Source organism: Bradyrhizobium sp. HKCCYLRH3061 (assembly GCF_051168015.1).
Lineage (GTDB): Bacteria > Pseudomonadota > Alphaproteobacteria > Rhizobiales > Xanthobacteraceae > Bradyrhizobium.
This window is the reverse complement of sequence record NZ_JBNPUE010000004.1, coordinates 257,292-279,870: the sequence shown is the minus strand read 5'-3', so window position 1 is coordinate 279,870 and position 22,579 is coordinate 257,292. Positions and strand designations below refer to the sequence as shown.

Annotated in this window: 24 protein-coding genes; 14 read left to right on the top strand and 10 right to left on the bottom strand. The window is 66.6% G+C overall.

Features of this window, described 5'->3' with window-relative positions:
- Window positions 1–117: 117 nt before the first annotated feature.
- The 6 genes from ACQR2C_RS10590 (at window position 118) to ACQR2C_RS10565 (ending at window position 4,720) form a co-directional block, all read left to right on the top strand.
- Window positions 118–894, top strand: coding sequence for an RsiV family protein (locus ACQR2C_RS10590; protein WP_434881070.1), 777 nt, complete (start codon window positions 118–120; stop codon window positions 892–894).
- A 50-nt stretch (window positions 895–944) separates the two neighbouring features.
- On the top strand, window positions 945–1,259 hold the full coding sequence (locus ACQR2C_RS10585) for a nucleotidyltransferase family protein (RefSeq protein ID WP_315804232.1): 315 nt from the start codon (window positions 945–947) through the stop codon (window positions 1,257–1,259).
- Between the two features lies 1 nt (window position 1,260).
- Window positions 1,261–1,602, top strand: coding sequence for a HepT-like ribonuclease domain-containing protein (locus ACQR2C_RS10580; protein WP_434881069.1), 342 nt, complete (start codon window positions 1,261–1,263; stop codon window positions 1,600–1,602).
- Window position 1,603: 1 nt separating this feature from the next.
- Window positions 1,604–2,587, top strand: coding sequence for a methylmalonyl Co-A mutase-associated GTPase MeaB (gene meaB / locus ACQR2C_RS10575; RefSeq protein ID WP_316238696.1), 984 nt, complete (start codon window positions 1,604–1,606; stop codon window positions 2,585–2,587).
- A complete protein-coding gene (locus tag ACQR2C_RS10570; RefSeq protein ID WP_434881068.1) occupies window positions 2,584–3,231 on the top strand; it encodes a pyroglutamyl-peptidase I in 648 nt (215 codons plus the stop codon). The genes meaB and ACQR2C_RS10570 overlap by 4 nt, the downstream gene beginning before the upstream one ends.
- Window positions 3,232–3,343: 112 nt before the next feature.
- Window positions 3,344–4,720, top strand: coding sequence for a TIGR03808 family TAT-translocated repetitive protein (locus ACQR2C_RS10565; RefSeq protein ID WP_434881067.1), 1,377 nt, complete (start codon window positions 3,344–3,346; stop codon window positions 4,718–4,720).
- Between the two features lie 13 nt (window positions 4,721–4,733).
- On the opposite strand, the gene ACQR2C_RS10560 is transcribed toward ACQR2C_RS10565, so the two are convergent.
- The 6 genes from ACQR2C_RS10560 to ACQR2C_RS10535 form a co-directional block, all read right to left on the bottom strand.
- Window positions 4,734–5,600 carry a DMT family transporter gene (locus tag ACQR2C_RS10560; protein ID WP_434881066.1) on the bottom strand — a complete coding sequence of 289 codons (867 nt, stop codon included), beginning with the start codon at window positions 5,598–5,600 and terminating at the stop codon, window positions 4,734–4,736.
- 70 nt (window positions 5,601–5,670) lie between these two features.
- Window positions 5,671–6,231, bottom strand: coding sequence for a TetR/AcrR family transcriptional regulator (locus ACQR2C_RS10555; RefSeq protein WP_434881065.1), 561 nt, complete (start codon window positions 6,229–6,231; stop codon window positions 5,671–5,673).
- A 177-nt stretch (window positions 6,232–6,408) separates the two neighbouring features.
- On the bottom strand, window positions 6,409–6,981 hold the full coding sequence (locus ACQR2C_RS10550) for a TIGR03809 family protein (RefSeq protein ID WP_434881064.1): 573 nt from the start codon (window positions 6,979–6,981) through the stop codon (window positions 6,409–6,411).
- Window positions 6,982–7,468: 487 nt separating this feature from the next.
- Window positions 7,469–9,106, bottom strand: a complete 1,638-nt coding sequence (locus ACQR2C_RS10545) for a S8 family serine peptidase (protein ID WP_434881063.1) — start codon at window positions 9,104–9,106, stop codon at window positions 7,469–7,471.
- 33 nt (window positions 9,107–9,139) lie between these two features.
- The gene (locus ACQR2C_RS10540) at window positions 9,140–9,979 is read right to left on the bottom strand and encodes a hypothetical protein (RefSeq protein ID WP_434881062.1); all 840 of its coding nucleotides are present in this window, start codon (window positions 9,977–9,979) and stop codon (window positions 9,140–9,142) included.
- Entirely contained in the window at window positions 9,976–10,545 is a 570-nt protein-coding gene (locus ACQR2C_RS10535; RefSeq protein WP_008961196.1) for a sigma-70 family RNA polymerase sigma factor, read from the bottom strand. Before ACQR2C_RS10535 ends, ACQR2C_RS10540 begins: the two co-directional genes overlap by 4 nt.
- 322 nt (window positions 10,546–10,867) lie before the next feature.
- Here ACQR2C_RS10535 and ACQR2C_RS10530 point away from each other — a divergent pair, with 322 nt between their 5' ends.
- Together ACQR2C_RS10530 and ACQR2C_RS10525 are read left to right on the top strand one after the other, a co-directional pair.
- Window positions 10,868–12,031: a GGDEF domain-containing protein gene (locus ACQR2C_RS10530; protein WP_315804239.1), complete on the top strand. Its 1,164-nt coding sequence runs from the start codon at window positions 10,868–10,870 to the stop codon at window positions 12,029–12,031.
- Window positions 12,028–13,137 carry a DUF2336 domain-containing protein gene (locus tag ACQR2C_RS10525; RefSeq protein ID WP_434881061.1) on the top strand — a complete coding sequence of 370 codons (1,110 nt, stop codon included), beginning with the start codon at window positions 12,028–12,030 and terminating at the stop codon, window positions 13,135–13,137. The genes ACQR2C_RS10530 and ACQR2C_RS10525 overlap by 4 nt, the downstream gene beginning before the upstream one ends.
- Window positions 13,138–13,142: 5 nt before the next feature.
- On the opposite strand, the gene ACQR2C_RS10520 is transcribed toward ACQR2C_RS10525, so the two are convergent.
- Window positions 13,143–13,781 carry a DUF1109 domain-containing protein gene (locus ACQR2C_RS10520; protein ID WP_315804241.1) on the bottom strand — a complete coding sequence of 213 codons (639 nt, stop codon included), beginning with the start codon at window positions 13,779–13,781 and terminating at the stop codon, window positions 13,143–13,145.
- A gap of 2 nt (window positions 13,782–13,783) precedes the next feature.
- Window positions 13,784–14,329, bottom strand: a complete 546-nt coding sequence (locus tag ACQR2C_RS10515; RefSeq protein ID WP_315804242.1) for a sigma-70 family RNA polymerase sigma factor — start codon at window positions 14,327–14,329, stop codon at window positions 13,784–13,786.
- A 337-nt stretch (window positions 14,330–14,666) separates the two neighbouring features.
- Between ACQR2C_RS10515 and ACQR2C_RS10510 the strand changes: the two genes are divergently transcribed.
- From ACQR2C_RS10510 to ACQR2C_RS10485, 6 genes are all read left to right on the top strand, one after another.
- The gene (locus tag ACQR2C_RS10510; RefSeq protein ID WP_316218115.1) at window positions 14,667–15,056 is read left to right on the top strand and encodes a hypothetical protein; all 390 of its coding nucleotides are present in this window, start codon (window positions 14,667–14,669) and stop codon (window positions 15,054–15,056) included.
- Window positions 15,057–15,139: 83 nt separating this feature from the next.
- Window positions 15,140–15,919 (top strand): enoyl-CoA hydratase, encoded by a 780-nt coding sequence (locus tag ACQR2C_RS10505; RefSeq protein WP_434881060.1) that lies wholly within the window; start codon window positions 15,140–15,142, stop codon window positions 15,917–15,919.
- Between the two features lie 249 nt (window positions 15,920–16,168).
- A complete protein-coding gene (locus ACQR2C_RS10500; protein ID WP_434881059.1) occupies window positions 16,169–17,587 on the top strand; it encodes a TolC family outer membrane protein in 1,419 nt (472 codons plus the stop codon).
- A 116-nt stretch (window positions 17,588–17,703) separates the two neighbouring features.
- On the top strand, window positions 17,704–17,991 hold the full coding sequence (locus tag ACQR2C_RS10495; RefSeq protein WP_316218117.1) for a DUF3303 domain-containing protein: 288 nt from the start codon (window positions 17,704–17,706) through the stop codon (window positions 17,989–17,991).
- Entirely contained in the window at window positions 17,988–18,395 is a 408-nt protein-coding gene (locus tag ACQR2C_RS10490) for a hypothetical protein (RefSeq protein ID WP_315804247.1), read from the top strand. Before ACQR2C_RS10495 ends, ACQR2C_RS10490 begins: the two co-directional genes overlap by 4 nt.
- Window positions 18,396–18,522: 127 nt before the next feature.
- Window positions 18,523–19,530 carry a hypothetical protein gene (locus ACQR2C_RS10485; protein ID WP_434881058.1) on the top strand — a complete coding sequence of 336 codons (1,008 nt, stop codon included), beginning with the start codon at window positions 18,523–18,525 and terminating at the stop codon, window positions 19,528–19,530.
- 36 nt (window positions 19,531–19,566) lie between these two features.
- Here ACQR2C_RS10485 and ACQR2C_RS10480 read toward each other — a convergent pair whose 3' ends face one another.
- A complete protein-coding gene (locus ACQR2C_RS10480) occupies window positions 19,567–20,766 on the bottom strand; it encodes an adenylate/guanylate cyclase domain-containing protein (RefSeq protein WP_434881057.1) in 1,200 nt (399 codons plus the stop codon).
- Between the two features lie 195 nt (window positions 20,767–20,961).
- Window positions 20,962–22,308: a carbohydrate porin gene (locus ACQR2C_RS10475; protein WP_434881056.1), complete on the bottom strand. Its 1,347-nt coding sequence runs from the start codon at window positions 22,306–22,308 to the stop codon at window positions 20,962–20,964.
- Window positions 22,309–22,579: the final 271 nt, after the last annotated feature.

Genomic DNA, 22,579 nt, shown 5'->3' with positions numbered 1-22,579 from the left:
ATCCGCGAGCGCAGCTCTCCGGCGTACGATCGTCAGATCGTGCGCCGCTACGTTTTTGCAGATGAACCTCAGCATTCCCTGGCGATACGCATCTTCACCCATCGGATATTGATAGCCATGACCCGTTCGACACTTTGCGCCGCTGCGCTGCTTGGCCTGTTCCTGGCCGCCCCGGTCCTCGCCGCCGATCCCAAGCCGGACGCCAGCATCAACACCAAGGCGGTCGAGGCCAACGTGACGCTCGATGCCCGGATCAGGGCGGACGCGCCGCTCGCCGCCTACTGCCTCGCCGACGGCAAGAAGTGGATTGACAAGAACGCCGCTGACGCCGCCAAGGAGCGCAAGGAGGATCCGGAAACGTTCCGCGACGGCAAGTGGTCGTTCGAGCGCAGATATTCCATTCGCTCGGTCGTCGCCGACCGCTACGTCAGCATCCTCCGGGACGACTACATGGACACGCGCGCCGCGCATCCCAACAGCGACGTCAACACCATCCTCTGGGACAAGTCCGCGGCCAAGCCGATCAGCATCCGCCCGTTCTTCACCGACACCGCCGACAACGGCCCCACCATGAAGGCGATGCTGAGTGCGGTGATCACGTCGCTGAAGGCCGAGAAAAAGAAGCGCGACGCCACGGAGACGGCGACCGCCGAATGGTTCAAGGGGCTGGAGCCGAAGCTGCTGAAGATCGGCGCCGTGACGCTCGCTCCCTCCACGGAGGCCGGCAAGAGCTCTGGGCTGACCTTCCACTACCCGCCTTATGCGGTCGGCCCCTACGCCGAGGGCCAGTACGTCGCCTTCGTGCCGTGGGACACGCTGAAGCCCTATCTGTCACCGGAGGGCCAGGCGATCTTCGGCGGCGCCAGGCCGAAGGGGGATGCGGAAGACCAGTGAAGCCAACCGGCGGCCGTGCAGCCGATGGCTGGATATGCTAGACTGTTCTCATGAACGACGTCGCTGACATTCGCCTCATGACGATCATCGGCCGGCTGCAGGCCCTTGCGCCGGCCCTGCGAAAGGCCGGCATCACGCGACTGTCGCTGTTCGGTTCGCGTGCGCGCGGCGACTCCCGTCCTGACAGCGACCTCGACGTTCTCGTGGAAACCACGCCCCCCGGACTCCCTCCCGCGTTCGATCACTTCAAGGCGCAGCACCTTATCGAGGACGACATCGGACTGCGCGTCCAGATCACGCAACGGGCGCTGTTGAAGCGGCGGATCGCCGATCGAATTGCTGATGACCTGATCGAGGTGTTTTGAGGTGCCTCCGACCGTCGAAGACCGGCTACGGGACATTGCCGAAGCCATTGCGGAAATCGAACAGCTTGTCGCCGGCGCCGATCTCGCGGCCTTCAGCTCTGACCGCCTGTTGCGCCTGGCAACCGAGCGCCTGCTCGAGATCATTTGCGAGGCCTCCCGCAACATTCCCGACAGCATCAAGAGCGAGAGTCCGACCATCCACTGGCGGAAAATGATCGACTTCGGAAACCTGCTGCGGCATGCCTATCATACCACCGACGTCGCCGTCGTCTGGGATGTCATAGCCAGTGAACTGCCGGCTTTGAAAACGTTCGTCAGCGGCAAGCTCACCGACTTGAAGTAGAATGATCTCGCGGGGCACCGACACCACCTCATTGGCCGATGCGCTCCGCGCCGGCAGCCGCGCCGCGCTGGCGCGCGCGATCACGCTGGTCGAGAGCCGCCGTGCCGACCACCAGGCCGCCGCGCGCGAGCTGGTGCAGGCGCTGCTGCCGCAGACGGGGCACGCGATCCGCGTCGGCATCACCGGCTCGCCCGGCGTCGGCAAGTCGACCACGATCGATGCGCTCGGCATGTACCTGATCGGACAGGGCCACAAGGTCGCGGTGCTCGCGGTCGACCCGTCCTCGGCGCGCACCGGCGGTTCGATCCTCGGCGACAAGACGCGGATGGCGCGATTGTCCCATCACGAGCACGCCTTCATCCGCCCCTCGCCCTCGTCGGGCACGCTCGGCGGCGTCGCCGCCAAGACGCGCGAGGCGATGCTGCTGTGCGAGGCTGCGGGCTTCGACGTGATCCTGGTCGAGACCGTCGGCATCGGCCAGTCCGAGACCGCGGTCTGCGACATGACCGACTTTTTCCTTGCGCTGATGCTGCCCGGCGGCGGCGACGAGCTGCAGGGCATCAAGAAGGGCCTGGTCGAACTCGCCGACATGATCGCGATCAACAAGGCCGATGGCGACAACATCAAGCGCGCCAACATCACCGCCGCCGACTATCGCGGCGCGCTGCATCTGCTCAGCCCGCGCTCCGAGCACTGGCATCCGCCGGTCGTCACCTACTCCGCGATATCAGGCACGGGCATCGCCGAGCTGTGGCAGAAGGTGATCGATCATCGCAAGGCGATGGTCGCGTCCGGCGAGTTCGCCGCGCGCCGCCGCGACCAGCAGGTGAAATGGATGTGGACCATGCTGGAGCAGCGCCTGATGGCCCGGCTGCGCACCGACCCCTCCATTCGTACGAAAGTGAAGAAGCTGGAGACCGACGTTGCCGAGGGCCGCGTCGCGCCGGCGCTGGCCGCCGAGCAGCTTGCGGAGATGCTGAATTGACCGAGCGGCTGCGCCTCCTGATCACCGGATTCGGCCCGTTTCCCGGCGCGCCGTCCAACCCGACCATGCCGCTGGTGAAACGGCTCGCGGCGCTGCGGCGCCCGGCGCTGGCTGATGTCGACATCTCCAGCCACATCTTTCACGTGACCTACGATACCGTCGATCGCGAGCTGCCCGCATTGATCGCCGAGCGGCGCCCGCATGCGCTGTTGATGTTCGGCCTCGCGGGACGAACATCCTATCTGCGGATCGAGACCCGTGCCCGCAACGCGGTCACCACCACCTTTCCCGACGCCGACCGCCACGTCGCGCGCAAGGCCGTGATCGTCCCGGGCGCGCATCCGATGCTGTTCGGCCCGCACATGGCGCGGCTGCTGCGCGCGGCGCGCGCTACCGGCATCGATGCGCGGGCTTCGCGCGATGCCGGCAGCTATCTCTGCAACTATCTGAGCTGGCGCGCGATCGAGGCGACAAAAACGAAAGGGGGCCCGCGGCTCGCCACCTTCATCCACATCCCGCCGCTGCCGCGCTCCGGCACGGTACTGCCACAAGGCAGTCCCCGCATCACGCTGGACGCGCTGGTCGATGCCGGCGAAGCCATGCTGATGGAGCTGGTGAAGCTGGCGCGGCCAGGTCGAGCGTAAAGATTTAACCCTACCCGCAACAAACAGCCGCTGCGACCGTCCGACCAGGCCGGCCGTGAGCGCTTTTGCGTTATCCCGACGAACGAGAACTGACCAACGCGAGCCCGACATCATGCACGTCAACCGCCGCAACCTCCTCGGGGCTTCCGCTGCCGGCGCCGCCGTCGCGCTGGCGCTGCCGAGTGAACCTGCGCAGGCTGTCCCCTTGATCTCCACGCTCGGCCGCGACGCCACCCAATTTGGCGTCAAGCCCAACAGCCCGGATGACCAGACCCGTGCCCTGCAGCGCGCGATCGACGAGGCGGCGCGGGCGCAGGCGCCGCTGGCGCTGCCGCCGGGCACCTACCGGAGCTCGATGCTCAGGCTCGCCAAAGGCAGCCAGTTGGTCGGCGTCCGCGGCGCCACGAAGCTCGTGTTCACCGGCGGCGGCCCGTCGCTGCTCTCGGCAGAAGGCGCCGATGGCCTCGGCATCAGCGGCATCGCGCTCGACGGCGGCGGCATCGCCCTGCCCCAGCGGCGCGGCCTGCTTCACGTTGCAGCCGGCAACGATGTCAGAATCCGGGACTGCGAGGTCACGCGCTCCGGCGGCAGCGGCATCTGGCTCGAGCAGGTCTCCGGCGATGTCAGCGGCAACGTCCTGACCGACGTCGCCGTCACCGCGATCGTGTCGTTCGATGCCCTCGGCCTGATCGTGTCGCGCAACACCATCAAGGGCACGCGCGACAACGGCATCGAGATCCTGCGCACCGCGATCGGCGACGACGGCACCATGGTGCTCGACAACTTCATCGCGGACATCAAGGCCGGCCCCGGCGGCTCGGGCCAGTACGGCAATGCCATCAACGCCTTTCGCGCCGGCAACGTCATCATCAGTGGCAACCGCATCAGGAATTGCGACTACTCGGCGGTGCGCGGCAACTCGGCCTCCAACATCCAGATCGTCGGCAACAGCGTCAGCGACGTGCGCGAGGTCGCGCTCTATTCCGAGTTCGCGTTCGAAGGTGCCGTGATTTCGGGCAATACGGTGGACGGCGCCGCCTTCGGCGTCTCCGTCTGCAACTTCAACGAAGGCGGCCGCATCGCGGTGGTCCAGGGCAACATCATCCGCAACCTCATCCCGAAGCGGCCGATCGGCACCGCACCCGACGACGATGCCGGCATCGGCATCTATGTCGAGGCGGACTCCGCGGTGACCGGCAACGTGGTCGAGAACGCCCCGTCCTACGGCATCGTCGCCGGCTGGGGCCGCTATCTGCGCGACGTGGTCATTTCCGGCAACGTGATCCGCAACGCCCTGGCGGGCGTGGGCGTGTCGGTCGTCCCAGGCGCAGGCACGGCGATGGTCGGCAACAACGTGATCTCCGGCACGCCACGGGGCGCCGTGATCGGGCTCGATCACATCAAGCCGGTCACCTCAGACCTGACGCAGGACGGCGCGCAGCGATTTGCGCAGCTCGTGGTCAGCGGCAACGCCGTGCGCCCAAGCTGAGCCCGCCCTCCTCTCAGGCGCGTATTAGTCGAAGGCCAGGCCTGACTTGCGTCAGGGCGACGCCGATGATTGCGAGCAGCCCACCCGCAATCAACTGGGGGGTCACGAGGTCGCCAAGGAATAGAACGCTCGAAACCACGGCGAACATTGGGAGTAACAGGCCAAAGGGCGCCACGCGGCTCATCGAGCAGCGTGCGATCAACCAGAACCAAAGGCCAAACCCGACAATTCCTCCAATGAATATCGTGTAGGCGAGCGCCAGCCAGCCGCGCCCATCCGCTGCGACAAGGCTGCCCAGTTGCCCATGTTCAACGAGCAACGACATCAGCATCACCTGCGGCACCGTGAGCAGCGACGACCATGCCGTCAGCATCAGAGGGTCAAAAGGGCCGTAGCGCTTGGTCAGAACGTTGGACACCGCGAATGCGAAGGCTGCTCCAACCACCAGCAGCAGCGGAAGCACGTTTGCCGACAGGCCCGGCCCGGCCGCCAGCACGACCACGCCGACGAAGGCAAGCGCGACTCCAGCGGACGTGGTGAGAGACGGCCTCTCCGCGAGCAGCGGCCACGCCAGCAGAACGGTGAACGGCGTCGCGAGTTGATACGCAACGGCCGACATGCTGCCCGAGCCGAGCCCAAGGCCGACATAGAACAGCCCGAAGTTCAGTCCGCCGAGAAAAAGGGAAATTGCTGCGATATGACCGAGCTGTCGACGGGTGGGTGTTTTGACGAACGGGACGAGCAGCAGAGCGATCGCCAGAAAGCGAAGCGCGAGGAAGAACAGCGGCGGAAACTCCGTCACGCCGACCTTGATGACCACGAACTGATAACCCCAGAGCAAAGGAACGGCCACGGCGCAGACGATCTGGATGGCAGACATGGAACTCTTCCTTTCAAGACCGATCAGTCCAGATATTGACGCACCCATTGCCGAGTCCTCGATCTGTGATCTAGCTGATGAAACGATCGATCAGAGCGTCGACGGTGGCCTGCGATGTGATGGGTGTCGGACCTGGTTTGGCGACCACGCGCAGCCCCTCGACGAAACAGACGAGGATGCGCGCGGCGCTTGAAGGCTCGACGCCATCGGCCAGCCTGCCCGCCGCCATCGCACGAGACAATGCATCCGCCACCTTGACTTCCATCGCTTTGAAAAAGCCTGCAATGCGTCGGCCGGCTTCGGCATCCTGACCAGCAAGCTCCATGGCCGTGGCCACCAGCAGGCAACCGCGCCGGCCATTGGCGCCGCGCGTACGTTCGACGTAGCCGCTCAGGTAGACCCGCAACCCCTCGACAGGGTCTCTGCCATGGTCGAGTTCGCTCTCCATCCGTGTCAGGGCTTCGGCGATGTAGCGGTCGAGTGCGAGCAGGAACAGCGAGTGCTTATCACCGAAAGCGGCATAAAGGCTGCCGCGAGAGAGCTTCGTTGCGCGAAGAAGGTCCGGGAGCGCGGTGGCGTGGTAGCCGCGCGACCAGAACACACCCATGGCCCGTTCGACAGCGGCATCCACGTCGAAACTTCGCGGCCGGCCAGGTCGCAGCTTCGTCGGCGTTTGGTGGCTCATTGGCTATATATAGACCGATCGGTCCTTAAATCGCAAGCAACTTCGCGGCTGCGAACTCGCCGGAGATGAATGGTGCGCCCTGACGCGGCGCCGCTGAACAAGCCGACGTCCGAGGCCCGCCGCCTAGAATGCCACCGCCAGCGCCGGATAGCGGCGCTCGATGGCGTCGAGATCGACGGCCGGCTCGTCATATTCGGCGCCGGCATCGATGCCGATGCTCAGGGCCTGCGCCAGCGCCGCCATGTCGATGCGCGGCGCTGCGGCGGCCGGCTCAGGCGCGACGTCATCTTCCGCCATGTCGTCGGATTCCATGAGGTCGGCCGGCTCACGATCATCCTCGACCAGCTCGATCTCGGCTTCGACGATGATCTCGGAGCCGGCAAGGATGGTTTCGAGCGAACGTGGCAGCTCGATCGGGCGATGCACGATGGCCTGCGGCTCGGCCCGGCGCACCGATGCCGGCTGCACGGCGACGATCGCGGGCGGCGTCTGGCTGGGAACGATGCTCACCGCCTCGGGTTCGGACAGGGCCTGCCAGGTCTGCACCGCAGCCTTGGCGTGCCGGAGATCGTCGAGAAACGACTGCTCGGTGTAGTAGCGGCGCCAGCGGCCGCTATCGAACAGCTCGGTGAGATGGTCGAGGCGCCGTTCGGCAAGCGCGCACCAGCGCGCGGCCAGTTCGCGGCTGCAAGCCACGTCCGGTCGATGTGTCATAGGGGAGCCCGTGAGAGAAGGGGACGGACGCACTCGGCACGAATCAACGCAACGTGACGTGAATATTTTGTGGAAAAGGTTAACAAAGTCTAGCTAATGCCATGTTGTTTGGCGGCCAAACCGTAGTCGTGCGGAAATTTTGTCCGTGTTTTTTCGGGCATTGGCCAGGCGCGGCAACACGAAAGCGACCAACGGCATCCCTAAACAACCCAAAGATGTTCCCCTCAGGGGCGCGAGACACTGCCGGATATCGACGTTGCCGGGCTTCGACTTCGCCCAAAATGAAAGACCCGTCCGGGGGGACAACCGGACGGGTCGAGCCATATGGGCGCTTGGGGTGGATGGGCGCTCGCGCCGTATATAGCCTTGGGGAGGGGATCACCGCTCCCACATGCTTTCTGTCGTGACCGCCCCACTGCACGTTCAAAGCGAGCAGGAGAATTTCGGAACGTTCACGAAAACGTTGGCGTCATTGCTGCGCGGGCCGAAGCGCATCGCCGGCCGGAGATGCTTCGGTCACCGCGGCCGGGCGCAACTCGCGGGCCGGTGCCGGCTCCGCTTGCAGCCCCGCGGACGGCGCCGCAGCAGCAGGCGCATCCTGCGGCGAGACCACGGCCTGGACCGCCGCGAGGGCGTCCGCCTCCCCTGCTCCGAACAGATCGTCACGTCCGGGCGTGCCGAGATCGCGCGCGGTGCGCGTCAGCACGGTCCGCACCGTCTCGGGCTTCAGCGCCGGATTGCGCTCCAGCACCAGCGCCGCAAGCCCGCTGACATAGGCCGCGGAAAACGAGGTGCCGGAGATGATCTGATATTTTCCGTCGGGCGCCGGCAGGAATATCCCGGCGCCGGGCGCGGCCAGCGCGATGTAGTTGCCGCGGTTCGACGCCGGCAGCAGCTGGTCCCTGTCGTCGGTGGCGCTGACGGCGATGACGTTTGGATTGCCCGCGGGATAGAGCGGCGGCGACTTGGCGCCGGCATTGCCGGCGGCCGCGACCATCACGACGCCCTTGGCAGCGACGGCCGCGATCGCGCGCTCGATCACCGCATCCTTCGGGCCGGCGAAGCTCATGTTGACGATCTGGGCGCCGTGCAGGGCCGCGTAGTCCAGCGCCTTCAGGATTACATAGGAGCTGCTCTCCGGCCCGCCGCCCTTCTTGCCGACGCCGAACGCACGGATGGCGATGATCCGCGCATAGGGCGCGCTGCCCATCAACCGCTTGTGCGATACGATCACGCCGGCGATGCCGGTGCCATGCACATCCGGCCCCTCGTCGCCGCCGAGCGCGTCGAACACGTCGAACGACGCGTCGGCGAATTCCGGGTGCCTGAGATCGACCCCAGAATCGATCACTGCGATGGTGACATTGGAGCCCTGGGCCAGCCTGTGCGCTTCCGGCAGCCGGAGCTTCGCCAGCGCGTATTGCGCCGGATCGCCCTCGACGGGTGCTGCGCTCTGCTGCTGCAGCGTATAGCGATAGTTCGGCTGCACCGAACGCACCCTGGCATCTGCCGCGAGCGCACGGCTGACCGCCTGCACCGAGCGGCGATCGGTGATCCTGAACAGACCGATGGTGGCGCCGATCAGCGGAAAGCGCTGCGAGCTGATGCGCTGCAGGCCATGGCGACGCGCCAGCGCATCGGCCTGGTCGGTCGAGAGAGAGTCATCGATTTCGGCGACGATCTCGTTGGCGATGGTCCGTAGATCGACCGCGGCCGCAACCTTCGGCTCGCGCCGCTGCGTCACCCTGGCGGAGCTGCCCTTGTCCAATTTTCCCTGGGCTCGCCGACCCTGCCCATCCCCCGTCACCGACGGGTGGTCGAGACATTCGCCCGAGACGCTGCGATCCGCCGGGTTGCAGGACGCCTGCAGGTTCGGTGCAAATCGCGCATTGGGCAAGGCCGGGCGCGGCGCCATCCCGGTCGGCGGCGGCGCGCGCAGCGCGGTGCCCGGGTTGATGCTCGGCACCCGGCTCGGGATGTTGATGGTGGGCGAACGCATCATCGCCTGGGCATGGGCACTGAGGTCGCCACCTGCGAAAGCAGGCATTGTGACGACGATCAGCATCGCAACCGATCTGGCGAAGCGTAGCGGCGAACTCGACGACATGAAGCCTCCGAATGAATTTCGGACGGCGCGGGCCTATTGCGCGGCCACCGCGAGGCTGACGATCTTCTCCCGCGCCAGACGGCCGATCAGGCTGTCGGCCTCGGCCTTCGACAACGGCCGGTCGCCGAGTTGCAGCTTGAACAGGCCGCCCTTGGCGCCCTCGACAATCGAGGCCTGATAGTTGTCGAGCAACGCCGAGATGTCGGCCATGCGCGCATCCGGCGCGAACCGCACCAGCGCATAGACGGGCGCGGTCGATCCGGCGACCTGCGGTCCAAGGCCGCGGATCAGCGGTGCGGCCGGGGCCGGGGCTTCGGCCATCCGCGAACGCGTCATGCTCTCGGGCGCCCGATCCGCCGGGGCCGGCGCCGCGGCGCTCGGCGACGGCGCGGCCATCGGCTTGCTCGCGGGCTCGGGCGCGGCGGTCTTGTCCTGGACCGAGGCGGTCTGATAGGTCGCGGTCTGCGAGCGCATCAGCACCGCGCCGATCACGCCGGCCTGCGCCAGCACCAGCAGCGCGCCGAGGCTGACGGTCCACGCCAAGGTCCGCGGCGACAGGCTGTCGAAGAAATCCATCAGCCGCGCGCTGAAGCCGCGCGGCGCGGCAGGCTTCTGCACCGGATCCGCCTCGATCGCCGCGAACAGCTTCTGCATCGCACGCATCGACGGCGCGCCGAGGCTTTCGTTCAGCGCGATGGTCTCGGCATATTCCTTCTGGATTTCCGCATACTGCCTGGCGAGATCGGCATCGTTGGCGAGAGCCTCCTCGACCCTGCGCATGTCGCGCGCGCTCAGCGTGCCGGCGGCATACCACGGCAGCAGGAGTTCGATCTCTCCGGGCTCTTGCTCCAGCATCTTGCTCAAAGCCATCATGGCCAGCCTCTCTCAATGCCGGCCGCTTTCAGGAGTTCGGCCAATTTCTTGCGCGCATAGAACAGGCGCGTCTTGACGGTGTTCTCCGGAATTCCGACGATCTCGGCCACCTCCTCCACGGACTTCTCGTGGTAGTAGACGAGATCGACGATCTCCCGGTGATCAGGCGAAAGCGCCGTCAGGCACTTGCGCAAGGCTTCGCCGGTATTCTTCTTCTGGACCGCGACCTCCGGATCGTCGGACGTATCCTCGATCGCGTTCGCGGCCTCGTCTTCCAGCTCAACGTCCTTCCGGCGCCGAAGTGCCGACAGGGCCTTGAACCGCGTGATCGCCAGGAGCCAGGTGGAGACGGCAGAACGGCCTTCGAACTTGCCGGCCTGACGCCACACGTCGAGAAAGACCTCGCTGATGAGGTCTTCCGCGACCTGCTCGTCCCGCACGAGCCGGAGCCCGAAACGGTACACCCTGACATGGTGCCGTCCGTACAGCACCTGCATGGCGAGCCGGTCGCCTTGAGCGATCCGGGCAATCAGGGTTTCATCTGACGCCGCTGCTGTCACGCTCAATGGCCGTCTCGCAAGATTGGTCTGGAGGATTGACGTCGCGGTTCGAACACAACCGCAAAAATCTTCAAAATACCGGAAAGATACGTCCCGAAATGTGAGTTGGCGCACAGACTTGCAGATTTCGCTGCAGCGCCCAGGTCGATCGCGACCAGCGGGTTCCCGCCTACCATGTTCCGCCCGTTCCCGCCAACTACCCGCCCTGAAAGCCGTAGATTCCCGGTCGCAGCACCACGGCGGCGGCCTCTTCGTCCATGCCCATAGATACCAAAGTTAAATGCTTTCCCACGTAGATATTAAGCCAACGACGAAGAATCGCGAGCACATGGGCACGACGGCACCGCCTTTTCCCAGTCCTGATATCGCTGAGGCCGGGGACGCGCAGCCGTCTCCGTCCAGCGACCTGCGCGCGCGTCGAGCCGGACGGCGCCGGCAGATGCTGGCGCTGGTCGCCGGATGCTACCTGATCGATGCCGTCATCCTGCTGATCTACGCCCAGGCGGGAACCGTCCCGGTCACGATCGCGCCAGCCTACGCAGCGATCGGCATTCTCACCGTCGCGCTGTGGACCGTCCTGTCGGAGAGCGGTTTCAACGACCGTTTCCGCGACCACTACCTCGTGGTGCCGCAATCGCTCGCCAGCATGATGCTCACGGTCGCGTTCTGCTACATCGCGCCCGAAGTCAGCATCCTGTTCCTATGCACGCTGTACATCGTCGTCGCCTTTGCCTCGCTGCGGGCGACGCCGCGCCAGAGCGCGATCTGCTGGACGTTCCTCGCGATCGGCCTGGCGGGATTGTTCCTGCTCACCGACAAGCCGCTCGGCATGCCGCACGGCAGCGGCCTCGAGCGGCTCGCGACGCTGCTGGTCTTCCTGCTCACCATCGCCTGCTGCATGTTCCTCGGCATCTTCTCCAGCGCGCTGCGCGAGACGCTGTACCAGCGCGGACAGAAGCTCAAGGAAGCCTATCGCCGCATCGAGGAGCTGGCCGAGCTCGACGAGCTCACCGGCGCGCTGAACCGGCACTCGATCATGCATGTGCTGGACGAGGAGATGGCGCAGGCGCAGCAGGGCGGCCAGCCTTGCTCGGTGGTGCTGATCGATCTCGACTGGTTCAAACGCATCAACGACACGCATGGCCATCCGACCGGCGACGATGTGCTGCGCACCTTCGCCATCACCATCTTCGCCAACATTCGCGGCAGCGACCGCTTCGGCCGCTACGGCGGCGAGGAATTCCTGCTGGTGCTGCCGGGCGCGCCGGCCGACGCCGCGGCGCGGCTCGCCGAACGATTGCGCCAGATCATCGCCGGCCTCGACTGGAGCGCGTTTTCGACCGGCCTGCAGGTCACGTTCTCGGCCGGCGTGGCCACCCCGCGCGGCGACGAGACCGCCGATTCGCTGCTCGCCCGGGCCGATCGTGCGCTCTACGACTCGAAGGCGCAGGGCCGCAATCGCGTCACCAGCGCCTGCGCCATCCCGGCATGACCCCGAAACCCGCCCCGAACGAAAGCCTGCTCGACGAGCTCGAGGACACGCTCGCGCACGGCACCGTCGCCCGGCGGGTCGAGACCCTGCGCAAGGTAACGGACCTGTTCGTCGACGGCGCGACGGACTTCGCCGATGATCAGGTCGCGCTGTTCGACGACGTGTTCGAATGCCTGGTCGAGCACATCGAGATCTCGGCCCGCGCCCTGCTCGCGCGGCGGCTGGCGCCGCTGGCGTCGGCGCCGCCGCGGACGCTGCACCGGCTGGCCGATGACGACGCCATCGATGTCGCAGGTCCCGTGCTGTCGAAGTCCGACCGGCTCGATGAGGCCGCGCTGATCCGCACAGCCGAGACCAAGAGCCAGGCGCATCTGCTCGCGATCTCGCTCCGGCGCGTGCTCAGCCGCGCCGTCACCGACATCCTGCTCAGGCGCGGCAACGACGAGGTCGTTCACAGCACCGTCAGCAATCCCGGCGCCGACGTCTCGGAGGCGAGCTTCGACACGCTGGTCGATCGCGCCGCGCTGGACGAAAACCTCGCCGCCTGCCTCGCCCTGCGGCCCAATCTGCCGCGCCACCTCTATCTGAAGCTGGTCGCCAAGGCGTCGGCCACGGTCCGCACGCGGCTCGAGGCGGCAAATCCGAAGCTCGCGCAGGAGGTCCCCTCGGCGGTGCGCATGGCGGGCCGGCGGGCGCGATCGAGCGCGGTGGCGCTGACCAGCCAGACCGAGATCGCGCACGCGCTGGTGCGCTCGCTGCATGCCGAGGGCCGGCTCGACGACCGTCTCGTCGTGCAGTTCACCGAGCAGCGCAAGTTCGACGAGGCCAATGCGGCGCTTGCGGCCATGGCCAACGTGCCGGTCGCGGTCGCCGAGAGCATCATGATCGAAAGCCGCGCCGAGGGCGTCATGATCCTCGCCAAGGTCGCAGGCCTGTCATGGCCGACGGTGAAGTCGATCATCCTGATGCGCGATGAGCTCGCCACCACCGCCATCGCCGATCTCGACGCCTGCAAGGCCACCTATGAACGGCTCCGGCGGTCCACCGCGCAGCAGGTGCTGCGCTTCCATCGCGTGCAGGATGCCGCGACGCCGGTGCAGGCGTAGCGCGCTCAATAGCGCAGCACCCTCGCGCCGATGAGCGCGCCAAGCCCGGCCACGATCAGCGCCGCCACCGTGTACCAGGTGGCCACGAACAGCGGCGAATCGTCGGTGCAATGCGCGGCATAGAGCGTCGCCGCCATGCCCGCCGAGACCAGCCCGGCGATCGCGCCGGTCATCGCCGGACGCGACGGCGCGCCATGGCGCAGGCCGAACAGCGCCGCGCCCAGCAGCGGCAGCGACAGCACGGGGATGGCGCTCATGCACACCATCGAATTGTGGCCGACCAGCCGCGCCATCATCGGCGTGCGCTGCGGCAGCATCATCTCCGCCGCCATGCCGCCGACGAGGACCACGATCGGCGCGATCAGGAGCCAGCTCCAGCCCTGCAGCGAGGCCTCGGGGCGCGACAGATGCAGGCTGATGATCAGCGCCGGGATCGCCAGCGCCGTGGTGACGACGAACTTCAGGTCGAAGAACGGATTGCGCACCGCGAGCCAGATGTCCGGCCGCACGCCGAGGCCGATGAGCAGCATCGCGGTCGAGACCGGCGTTGCCGCCATCAGGGCCAGCGCCAGCACGATGCCGACCGGCTGCGCGCGCTGCGCATTGTCGGCCGCGAGGGTGCGGATGAGCTGATCGGTGTCCATGGTCAGGTATCCCGTAGCTTGGCCGTGAGGCTTGCGAGCGCCCGGTGCAGCGCCACCCGCACCGCGCCCTCGCTCATCGAAAACTTTTCCGCGGTCTGCTTGATCGAGGCGGCCTCGACCGCGATCGACTGCAGCACGTCGCGCTGGCGCTGCGGCAACGTCTTCAGCTGCGCCTCGACCTCGCCGGCCGAGACGGTGGGTGCCGGCGGCTCGTCGGCCAGCGTCTCCGAGAAATCGTCGATGTCGACGAACACCCGGCGGCCGCGCCGGCGCAGCATGTCGATCAGCTTGTTGCGCGCGATCGCGAACAGCCAGGGCGCGAACGGCGCATCGACGTCCCAGGTGTGCCGCTTGAGATGAACCGCCAACAGAATTTCCTGCACGATGTCCTCGGCCTGGTCGGGGGGCTGGCCGGCGCGCGCCAGCCCGCGCCGTGATGCTGCGCGCAACACCGGCGTGACCGCCCTCAGCAGGCGATGATAGGCCTCGTCGTCACCGGCGACGGCCTGGCGCATCCAGCCCGTCCACTCGTCGTCACGCTCCCGCAATTCCGCTCCACCCCCAGCAATTCGCCCGAATCGTCAGCTTGTTACTCTCGCGGCATAATGATCACTAATTCGTGATGCGGACGTTGGCCTCGGAAGCATCCGAGTTACGCCACACCGAGAGCACGCCACCGGGCAAGTCTTGGAAACAGTTCCTTGGAACCGCTCCATAGCACCGAATCGCACGGTGCATGATCAGGTTTGATGGGCCGCATCGCAAACTGCGGCGCCGCCCAGCTTTTGCCGTGAGCGGCAGGAAGATACCCATTTTCTGCCCCGTTCTCGACATCTGTCGGGGTCTCACTCCGACTTGGGCTGGCGGGATGGGGAGAAGCCGACGATGACGATCCAAGCCAGTGGACGTTCAGCATTGATCATTGCCGCCGCGTTCGTTCTGGGCCTCGTTGGCACTGGATTGGCGCGCGCGGCCGAACAGCAGAGCTACAGTCCGTTCCTGCCGGTGGGGGCCGAGAGCGCCCCGGCGGCGAAGCAGGACGGATTCCCGGCGCCGATGCCGGCCGAGGCCCAGGCTCAGGCCGCGCCTGCGGCGGAATCGGCCGACGCCGCGCCGAGCGATGCGCCGACGGCCTCGGACGTCACCGTGAACATGGTCACGGTCAGCAATGACGACAGCTCGGGCTGGGACAAGGCCTCGATCATCGGTAAGATCTTCATCGCCTGCGGCACCCTGCTCACCCTGGGCTCGGCGGCACGGATGTTCATGATCTGAGGCGCCACGCGGCGCCGCACCTACTTGATGCGTAGCGATCCAGCGGGCACATTGCCCGCTGTTTTGATTTGCGGGGTGGGATCATGAGCGTTTACGAGCACATCATCGTCGAGGGCAAGGGCGCGGTCGGACTCATCACCCTGAACCGGCCGAAGATGCTCAACGCGCTGTCGTTCGGCGTCTTCCGCGAGATCGCCGCAGCCGTCGACGATCTCGAGGCCGACGACGCCATCGGCTGCATCGTGATCACCGGCAGCGAGAAGGCGTTTGCCGCCGGCGCCGACATCAAGGAGATGCAGCCCAAGAGCTTCATCGACATGTTCTCGAGCGACTTCACCGCGATCGGCGGCGACCGCGTCGCGCGCTGCCGCAAGCCGACGATCGCTGCGGTTTCGGGCTATGCGCTCGGCGGCGGCTGCGAGCTCGCGATGATGTGCGACTTCATCATCGCCGCCGACACCGCAAAATTCGGCCAGCCCGAGATCACGCTCGGCACCATCCCGGGCATTGGCGGCACCCAGCGCCTGACGCGCGCGATCGGCAAGGCCAAGGCGATGGACCTCTGCCTCACCGGCCGCATGATGGATGCGGCCGAGGCCGAACGCTCCGGCCTCGTCAGCCGCATCGTGCCGGCCGACAAATTGATGGACGAGGTGATGGCCGCGGCGGAGAAGATCGCATCGATGTCGCGCCCGGCTGCGGCGATGGCCAAGGAGGCCGTCAACCGCGCCTTCGAGACCCCGCTGTCCGAAGGCATGAATGTCGAGCGAAACCTGTTCCACGCCACCTTCGCGCTGGAAGACCGCGCCGAGGGCATGGCCGCGTTCATCGAGAAGCGCAAGCCGGTGAACAAGAACCGGTGAGATGGCTGCGGGTCACTCGCAGCTGAACGAATCGCTCTGCCTCTCGCGTCGACGGGTGCACCTCACCCGCTTACCAAGCGCGTATTCGCGCGGCCATGTCGCAGCACTGCGACAAACGGCCTGTGGCGAGAGCGCCACAACAAACCATGGAAAAGCCCGCCGGATTCCACATCCGCGGTTTGTGTGTGGCCGCCATCCGCCCTAAACAGGTAAACAACTGGTTAAGACAGTGAGACGCGGCGGAGTCGGATGGTGGGTCGAGCCAAACAATTTGGCGTCGGCAAGGTGCATGCGCGGCGGTTCGGCCTCGGCCTGACCGTGGCCGCCAGCTTTGTCGTCGCCTGCTCGCCCGCGCGCGCCGAGGATCTCGCGGCCGCGCTCGTCAAAGCCTATCAGACCAACCCGGCGCTGAACGCCGAGCGCGCGCGCCAGCGCGCCACCGACGAGAACGTGCCGCAGGCGCTCGCCGGCTATCGCCCGCAACTGATCGCGAGCCTCGGCGCCGGCCTGCAGGCCGTGCGCAATCTGCTGCCCAGCAACACGATCCAGACCGCAACGTTGAAGCCCTGGACCATCGGCGTCACCGTGACGCAGACGCTGTTCAACGGCTTCCGGACCGCCAACAGCGTCCGCATGGCCGAGTTGCAGGTGCAGTCGGGCCGCGAGGCGCTGCGCAACGTCGGCCAGGGCGTGCTGCTCGACGCCGTCACCGCCTACACCAACGTGCTCGCCAACCAGTCTCTGGTCGAGGCGCAGCGCTCCAACGTCGCCTTCCTGCGCGAGACGCTCTCCGTCACGCAGCGCCGCCTCAATGCCGGTGACGTCACGCCGACCGATGCCTCGCAGGCCGAGGCGCGGCTGGCGCGCGGCCAGTCCGACCTCAACGCCGCCGAGGTCAACCTCGCCATCAGCCAGGCGACCTATGCCCAGGTCATCGGCATGGCGCCGGGCCAGCTGCGCGCGGCCGACCCGATCGATCGCCTGCTGCCGGGCAGCCGCGAGGACGCGATTGCGCTCGGCAACAAGGAAAATCCGGCGGTGGCTGCGGCGAGCTTCGACGTCGACGTGGCCTCGACCTCGATCAAGGTCGCCGAGGGCGCGCTGCTGCCGACCGTGACCCTGCAAGGCGGCGTCAGCCGCAGCCGCGATTCGGATCAGACGCTGGGCACCTTCGGCACCGACCAGGCCTCGATCGTCGGCAGCGTCACCGCGCCGATCTATGACGGCGGCACCGCAGCGTCGCAGACCCGCCAGAGCAAGGAGCTCGCGGCGCAGAGCCGCCTCGTTCTCGACCAGGTCCGCAACCAGGCGCGCACCGCGGTGGTCAGCGCCTGGGTTGCCAATGAAGGCGCCAAGGTCGCCGTCAGCGCCTCGGAGGCCGAGGTGAAGGCCGCCACCGTCGCGCTGCAGGGCGTCTCGCGCGAGGCCCAGGGCGGCCAGCGCACCACGGTCGACGTGCTCAACTCGCAGGCCGATCTGATCCAGGCCAAGGCACGGCTGATCGGCGCGCAGCGCGACCGCGTCATCGCCTCCTACACGCTGCTCAGCGCGATCGGCCGGCTCGACGTCAAGAACCTCAATCTGAATACGCCGGACTATCTGCCCGAGGTGCACTACCACCAAGTGCGGGACGCCTGGCACGGCCTGCGTACGCCGTCGGGGCAGTAGAGCTCCCTCACCGCCGGTGCCGCAGCCGGTCTTTCGGACCGCGAGGCCACGCGCGAGACCTGGAACACCTGCTCGATTCCGTCCACACTCTGCGCCGGACCCAGGCGGAGGCGCGCATGCTGTTCATGGTGATCGAGCGTTTCAAGGACCGCGATCCGATTCCCGTCTACCGTCGCGTTCGCGATCCCGGCATCACCTTTCCCGACGGGCTGAAATATCTCGGCAGCTGGATCGAGCCGAACTTCGACCGCTGCTTCCAACTGATGGAATGCAACGACGCCCGCCTGCTGCAGCAATGGATCCTGTCCAACGCCCGCAACACCGGCATGACCTTCGAGATCGTCCCGGTGGTCACCAGCGCGGAGACGCGCGAGGTGGTGGCGCCGTTCCTGGATGAGAGTTGAGTCGCGCGACGATGCTCGACGTCCTGACGCAGATGCTCGCCGTCTGCCTGATCTCTTATGCGATCGCGGTGCTAATGCCATCGTGGCGGGCGCTGCTGGCGGCAACGCTGCTGCTCGCGCTGGCGACAATGATCGGCGGCCTGCGGGAATGGTGGACGCTGGAGCAAGGCAGCTGCAGCCGCGCGTGTACGCTCGAAGATCTGCTCGACATCCCGATGCTGCCGATCGCAAGAGCGGGCTTCATCACCGGAGCGATCGTCCGGGCGCTCACATTCCTGCCGCAGGCCCGCGGCCTGTCGCCGCGCGCCATCGTCACGATCTGTATTGCCGGGGGCGCATTTGCGCTCGCTGTGGCCTTGTTCGCGCCGAGCCTCGTCTGGTGGCGGCCGCTGCGAATCCTCTAGGCACGGCGACAGAGTCGTTCATTGCTGCGGCGAGCTGCGATGGCCTACACTGCGTCTCGCGCGAACGTCAGACGCCGAGGCGATTTCGCCGTATCTTGTCGGCTAGCAAAAACGAAAGGCTGATGTCGTGGACTGGTTCGAACGCCTGACCGGCTTCAAGGAGACCGACTATGCCTCGACGCGCGCCAGACTGGTCTGCGAAGATGGACGGCTGACGTCTCTGGTCAATGGCAAGAGCTACCAGACCGGGCGGCTGGAGCTTCCGAAATTGTCGGAGCTCCGGACCAGGGTCCAAGACTCGGCCTGTCGAACCGGACGGCTCCGCGTGAGCCTCGTCAGCGGCGATGTCCGCACCCTTCATCTGGTCCCGGAGTTCGCCGGCGCGCTGTTCCAGGTCGCCTCGCAGTTCAATCTGCTGGAGATGATCGGCCCCCACGCGACGCCGGAAGACGGCGTCACGATCTACCAGCACGACCCGACGCAGGGGCCGGCCTGCGCGATCGCCGCCGGCGCCGCAACGATCTACCGCAACTACTTTGCCCCGGTCGGCGGTGAAGCGGGCCAGACCCGCGACCGTCAGCTCGACGCGCTCGCAGATGTCGGGGCGGCTCTGAAGTCCCGTCTATCCCGCGGCGGCGAGCTTTGGGCGATGACGAACGGGTACGCCCTGTGCACGCGGACCGGACTCGAGACCATCACGGCCATCCTCGACGCAAGCGATGGCGATGAGATCGACGCATTGCGCGGACACCTTCGGATCGGCCTGCATTCCGACGTCGAGCTGACCGACGCGGGCGAGCCCCGACCGACAGTGTCGCAGGCCTTCTGCTCCGCGCTCCCCGTGGCCTACTGCTCCCCTGCCCCCCGATATTGGCAGACATTCGCCCGCCTGATCCTGGAGGCCAGCTACGAGGCGACGATCTGGGCGGCGGTCCTCAACGCGACACGCGGCTCGAACATTGCCCTGCTCACCAGCGTCGGCGGCGGCGCATTCGGCAATGAGGAGAGCTGGATCGAGGACGCGCTGCGCCGCGCGCTGCTGCTGGCGTCGAGCTTCGACCTCGACGTCAGGCTCGTCAGCTATGATCGCCCGACCGAGACATTCCTGCGGCTTCAGGACGAGTTCGGCCGCTGAGCCATGCCGTGAGCACGGCACAGCTCGTACGACGCCCTACCCCTCGAACGCAAACAGCTCGATCGGGTCGTTGAAGCCGCGCACCGGGTATTCGCCGACGCGTTCGAGCGCGAACGGGCCTTCGACGAGTTCGGCGAAGGCCCGCGACATCAGCACGGGACGACCGACCTGCTTGGTCAGCGCCTCCATGCGCGAAGCCATGTTGACCGCGGGTCCGATCACGGTGAAATCCAGCCGCGTGCGCGAGCCGATGTTGCCGTACATGACGTCGCCGACGTGGATGCCGATGCCGTAGCGCAGCGGCGCACGGCCGCCTTCCGCATGCCGCGCGTTGAGCGCCGCCATCGCCTGCCTGGCGCCGGTGACCGCGTGCAGCAGGTTCTCGCAGGCGCTGGGCTGGCTAAGCGGAAAGATGGCGAGCAGGCCGTCGCCGATGAACTTCAGGATCTCGCCTCCATGCTCTGTGATCGGCTCGACCATCGCGTCGAAATAGCCGTTGAGGAGATCGATCACGTCGTCGCGCGGCCAATTGTCGGAGATCTTGGTGAAGTCGCGGAGATCGCAGATCATGATCGCGGCGCTCACGGTCTCGCCGCTGCCGCGTCGGGTCGCGCCGGCCAGCACCATCTCGCCGGCATGCGGCCCGACATAGGTCTCGAGCAGGGTGCGCGCCAGCCGGTTCTTGATGCGGATCTCGCTGACCAGCGCCAGCACCGGCAGCAGCCGCTTCAGGGCGCCGATCTCGGCATGATCGAAGCCGCCGCGCTGGTCGGTCGCGAAGGTCACGCAGTGGCGCTTGCCGAGCGTGTGAAAGATCGGCCAGGCGACATAGTCGGTCAGCCCCTGCGCGCGCATGTCGTCATAGATGCCATGCTGCCGGCCGAGCGCGGGATCACGCGCCAGGTTTTCACGGATCTCGTCGGCGCCGTTGTAGACCTCGCTCACCGGGCTGCCGATGAACTCGGAACGCGAGCCGACGTCATAGTCGACGCGATTGATCTCGGAGCTCTCCATCCCGTCGCTCCACAGGATGCGCGCGCCGAGCCATTGCGGATGGTTGATCTGCACGTGCAGCGACGCGCGCTTCACCGGGATTCCGGCGCGCTGCAGGCGGATGCACATCTGCGCGAAGATGTTGTCGATGAAGCGTTCGTCGCGGGTGCCGCTGGTGAGCCAGTCCACGACCTCGTCGCCCAGTCGCTGGCCGGCGGCGAGACGGACGTCGGTTGCGGTCATGGCGGTCTCCTGGGCCGGCGCGGCAATGCCAGGGAGATGTCGTGTCGCAGCGAAAAAGAGTCAACCGATACCAACGCATCGCGCCCCTACCCCGATGGGCAGGCCCACCAGGTTCGGCGTCGGCAAAGGACGGCTCATCGTCTCAGCCCAGCGAGGGACGGATGCTGCACATCCGCCCCTCGCCTGACAGGCTTCTCAGAAATGCACCACCGTCCGCAGGCCGAGCACCACCGCATTGCCGGTCTTCAGGCCGGCGGCGTTGAAGCCGCGTCCGCCCGGATTGATGACATACTGGGCGTCGAACTTCAGGTTCATCCAGCCGGTCGCCTGCCAGCCATACCAGGCTTCGATCGGCACTTCGTTGCCGCCTGCATTCGGCGTCAGCGCCGCCGAGTTGACATGCGTGGTGCCGACCGCGAAGCCGACCTCGTCGTCGGGACGGAACGAGAAGGTGCCGGTGTGCTTGACGCCCCAGGAGATCTGGTAATCCTGATAGGACGTGCGGTGATCGGCCACGCTGGTGTTGAGGAAGGTATACCAGCCCTGCGCCTTCGGACCCTCGACGGTCAGCCGCTGCAGGATCGATTCGTAGAAGCCGTAGCGGCCGCGCTGGCTGCTGAGGTTCTGATCGCCCACGCCGGGACCGCCGGCGTAGACCCCGGTGATGCCGGGCAGACCGCCGTCGATGGTCGAAGCGCTGTCATACCAGCCGCCGAAGCGCCAGGTGCCGTTGAGCGGACCGCTCGGCTCCCACACCACTTCCACCGGCACCAGGACGCCCGAGGCCGGATTGGAGCGCGCGATGCCCGGCGCCAGGTAGACGCCGGCGTCCGACGTCGTCAGGTAGTTCGGATTGGCATCGTAGACGCCGACCGACAGCTTCCACTCCTTGGTGAAGTTGTAGTGCACGACGCCGGCCCACTGGCTGACCGGCCAGTTGTAGATGTAGCCGCCCTGGATGTTGCCGGGCTGGCCGCCGCAGAAGGTCAGGTTGATGAACTCGCACTGGCCGAAGAAGAAGTCGGAGCCGACCGGCAGCCGGCCGCCCTTGAGCACGAGGCGGTCGTCGAACAGCTTCTGCTGATAGTAGAACTCGGTAAGGCGCAGGATGTTGCCGCGGCCGAACACCTCGTTGGTCAGCTGCAGCGCCGGAATGCCGGCTTCGCTGTTGAGATTCTTGCCGAAGCGGTCGACCAGCGTCACGCCGATCAGGCCGCCCTGGATGCCGGCGAGCTTGGCCATGTCGAACTTGGCCTCGAACCACAATTGCCCGGCATTGGCCGCGGTGTTGCGCGAGCCACCTGACAGATTGGTGACGGCTTCGTCGCCGAGCGTGAGCGCGAGCGAGATGCCCTGCTCCTTCAGCCTGGTCCGGCCGAGATCGCCGAACAGATACGGCCGCGTCCAGAAATCATCGACACCGGCATAGGGAACCGGCGGCGCCTTCATCGGCAGATCGGCGGCGAGCGCACCGCCGCCCAACAAACAAGACAAAGCAATCCCTACGCCACACATACGTGCGGTCGTCGCAAACCCACTCATTTTTCCTGCTCCTCGCAGCGTCCCCAGGCTCTGGCTGTTGTTCTGTCGCGTCCGGCCCAGAGCCTCCGTCCCGGCACGCGCTTCCCCACGGCTCAATCCCGGCCGCCGCTCATTCGAGGAGCGAATTCGTCAACCTGAGATTGGATGGCAATCCTAGCAAGCGCCGAGGTGCCTTTGAATAGTCATATTATATTGGGGAGTCGGTATAACCGTAAGTGTGACATGGGCGTCACATACTGCGGTGCGGAATATTCGCCAGGTGCGCCGCTGT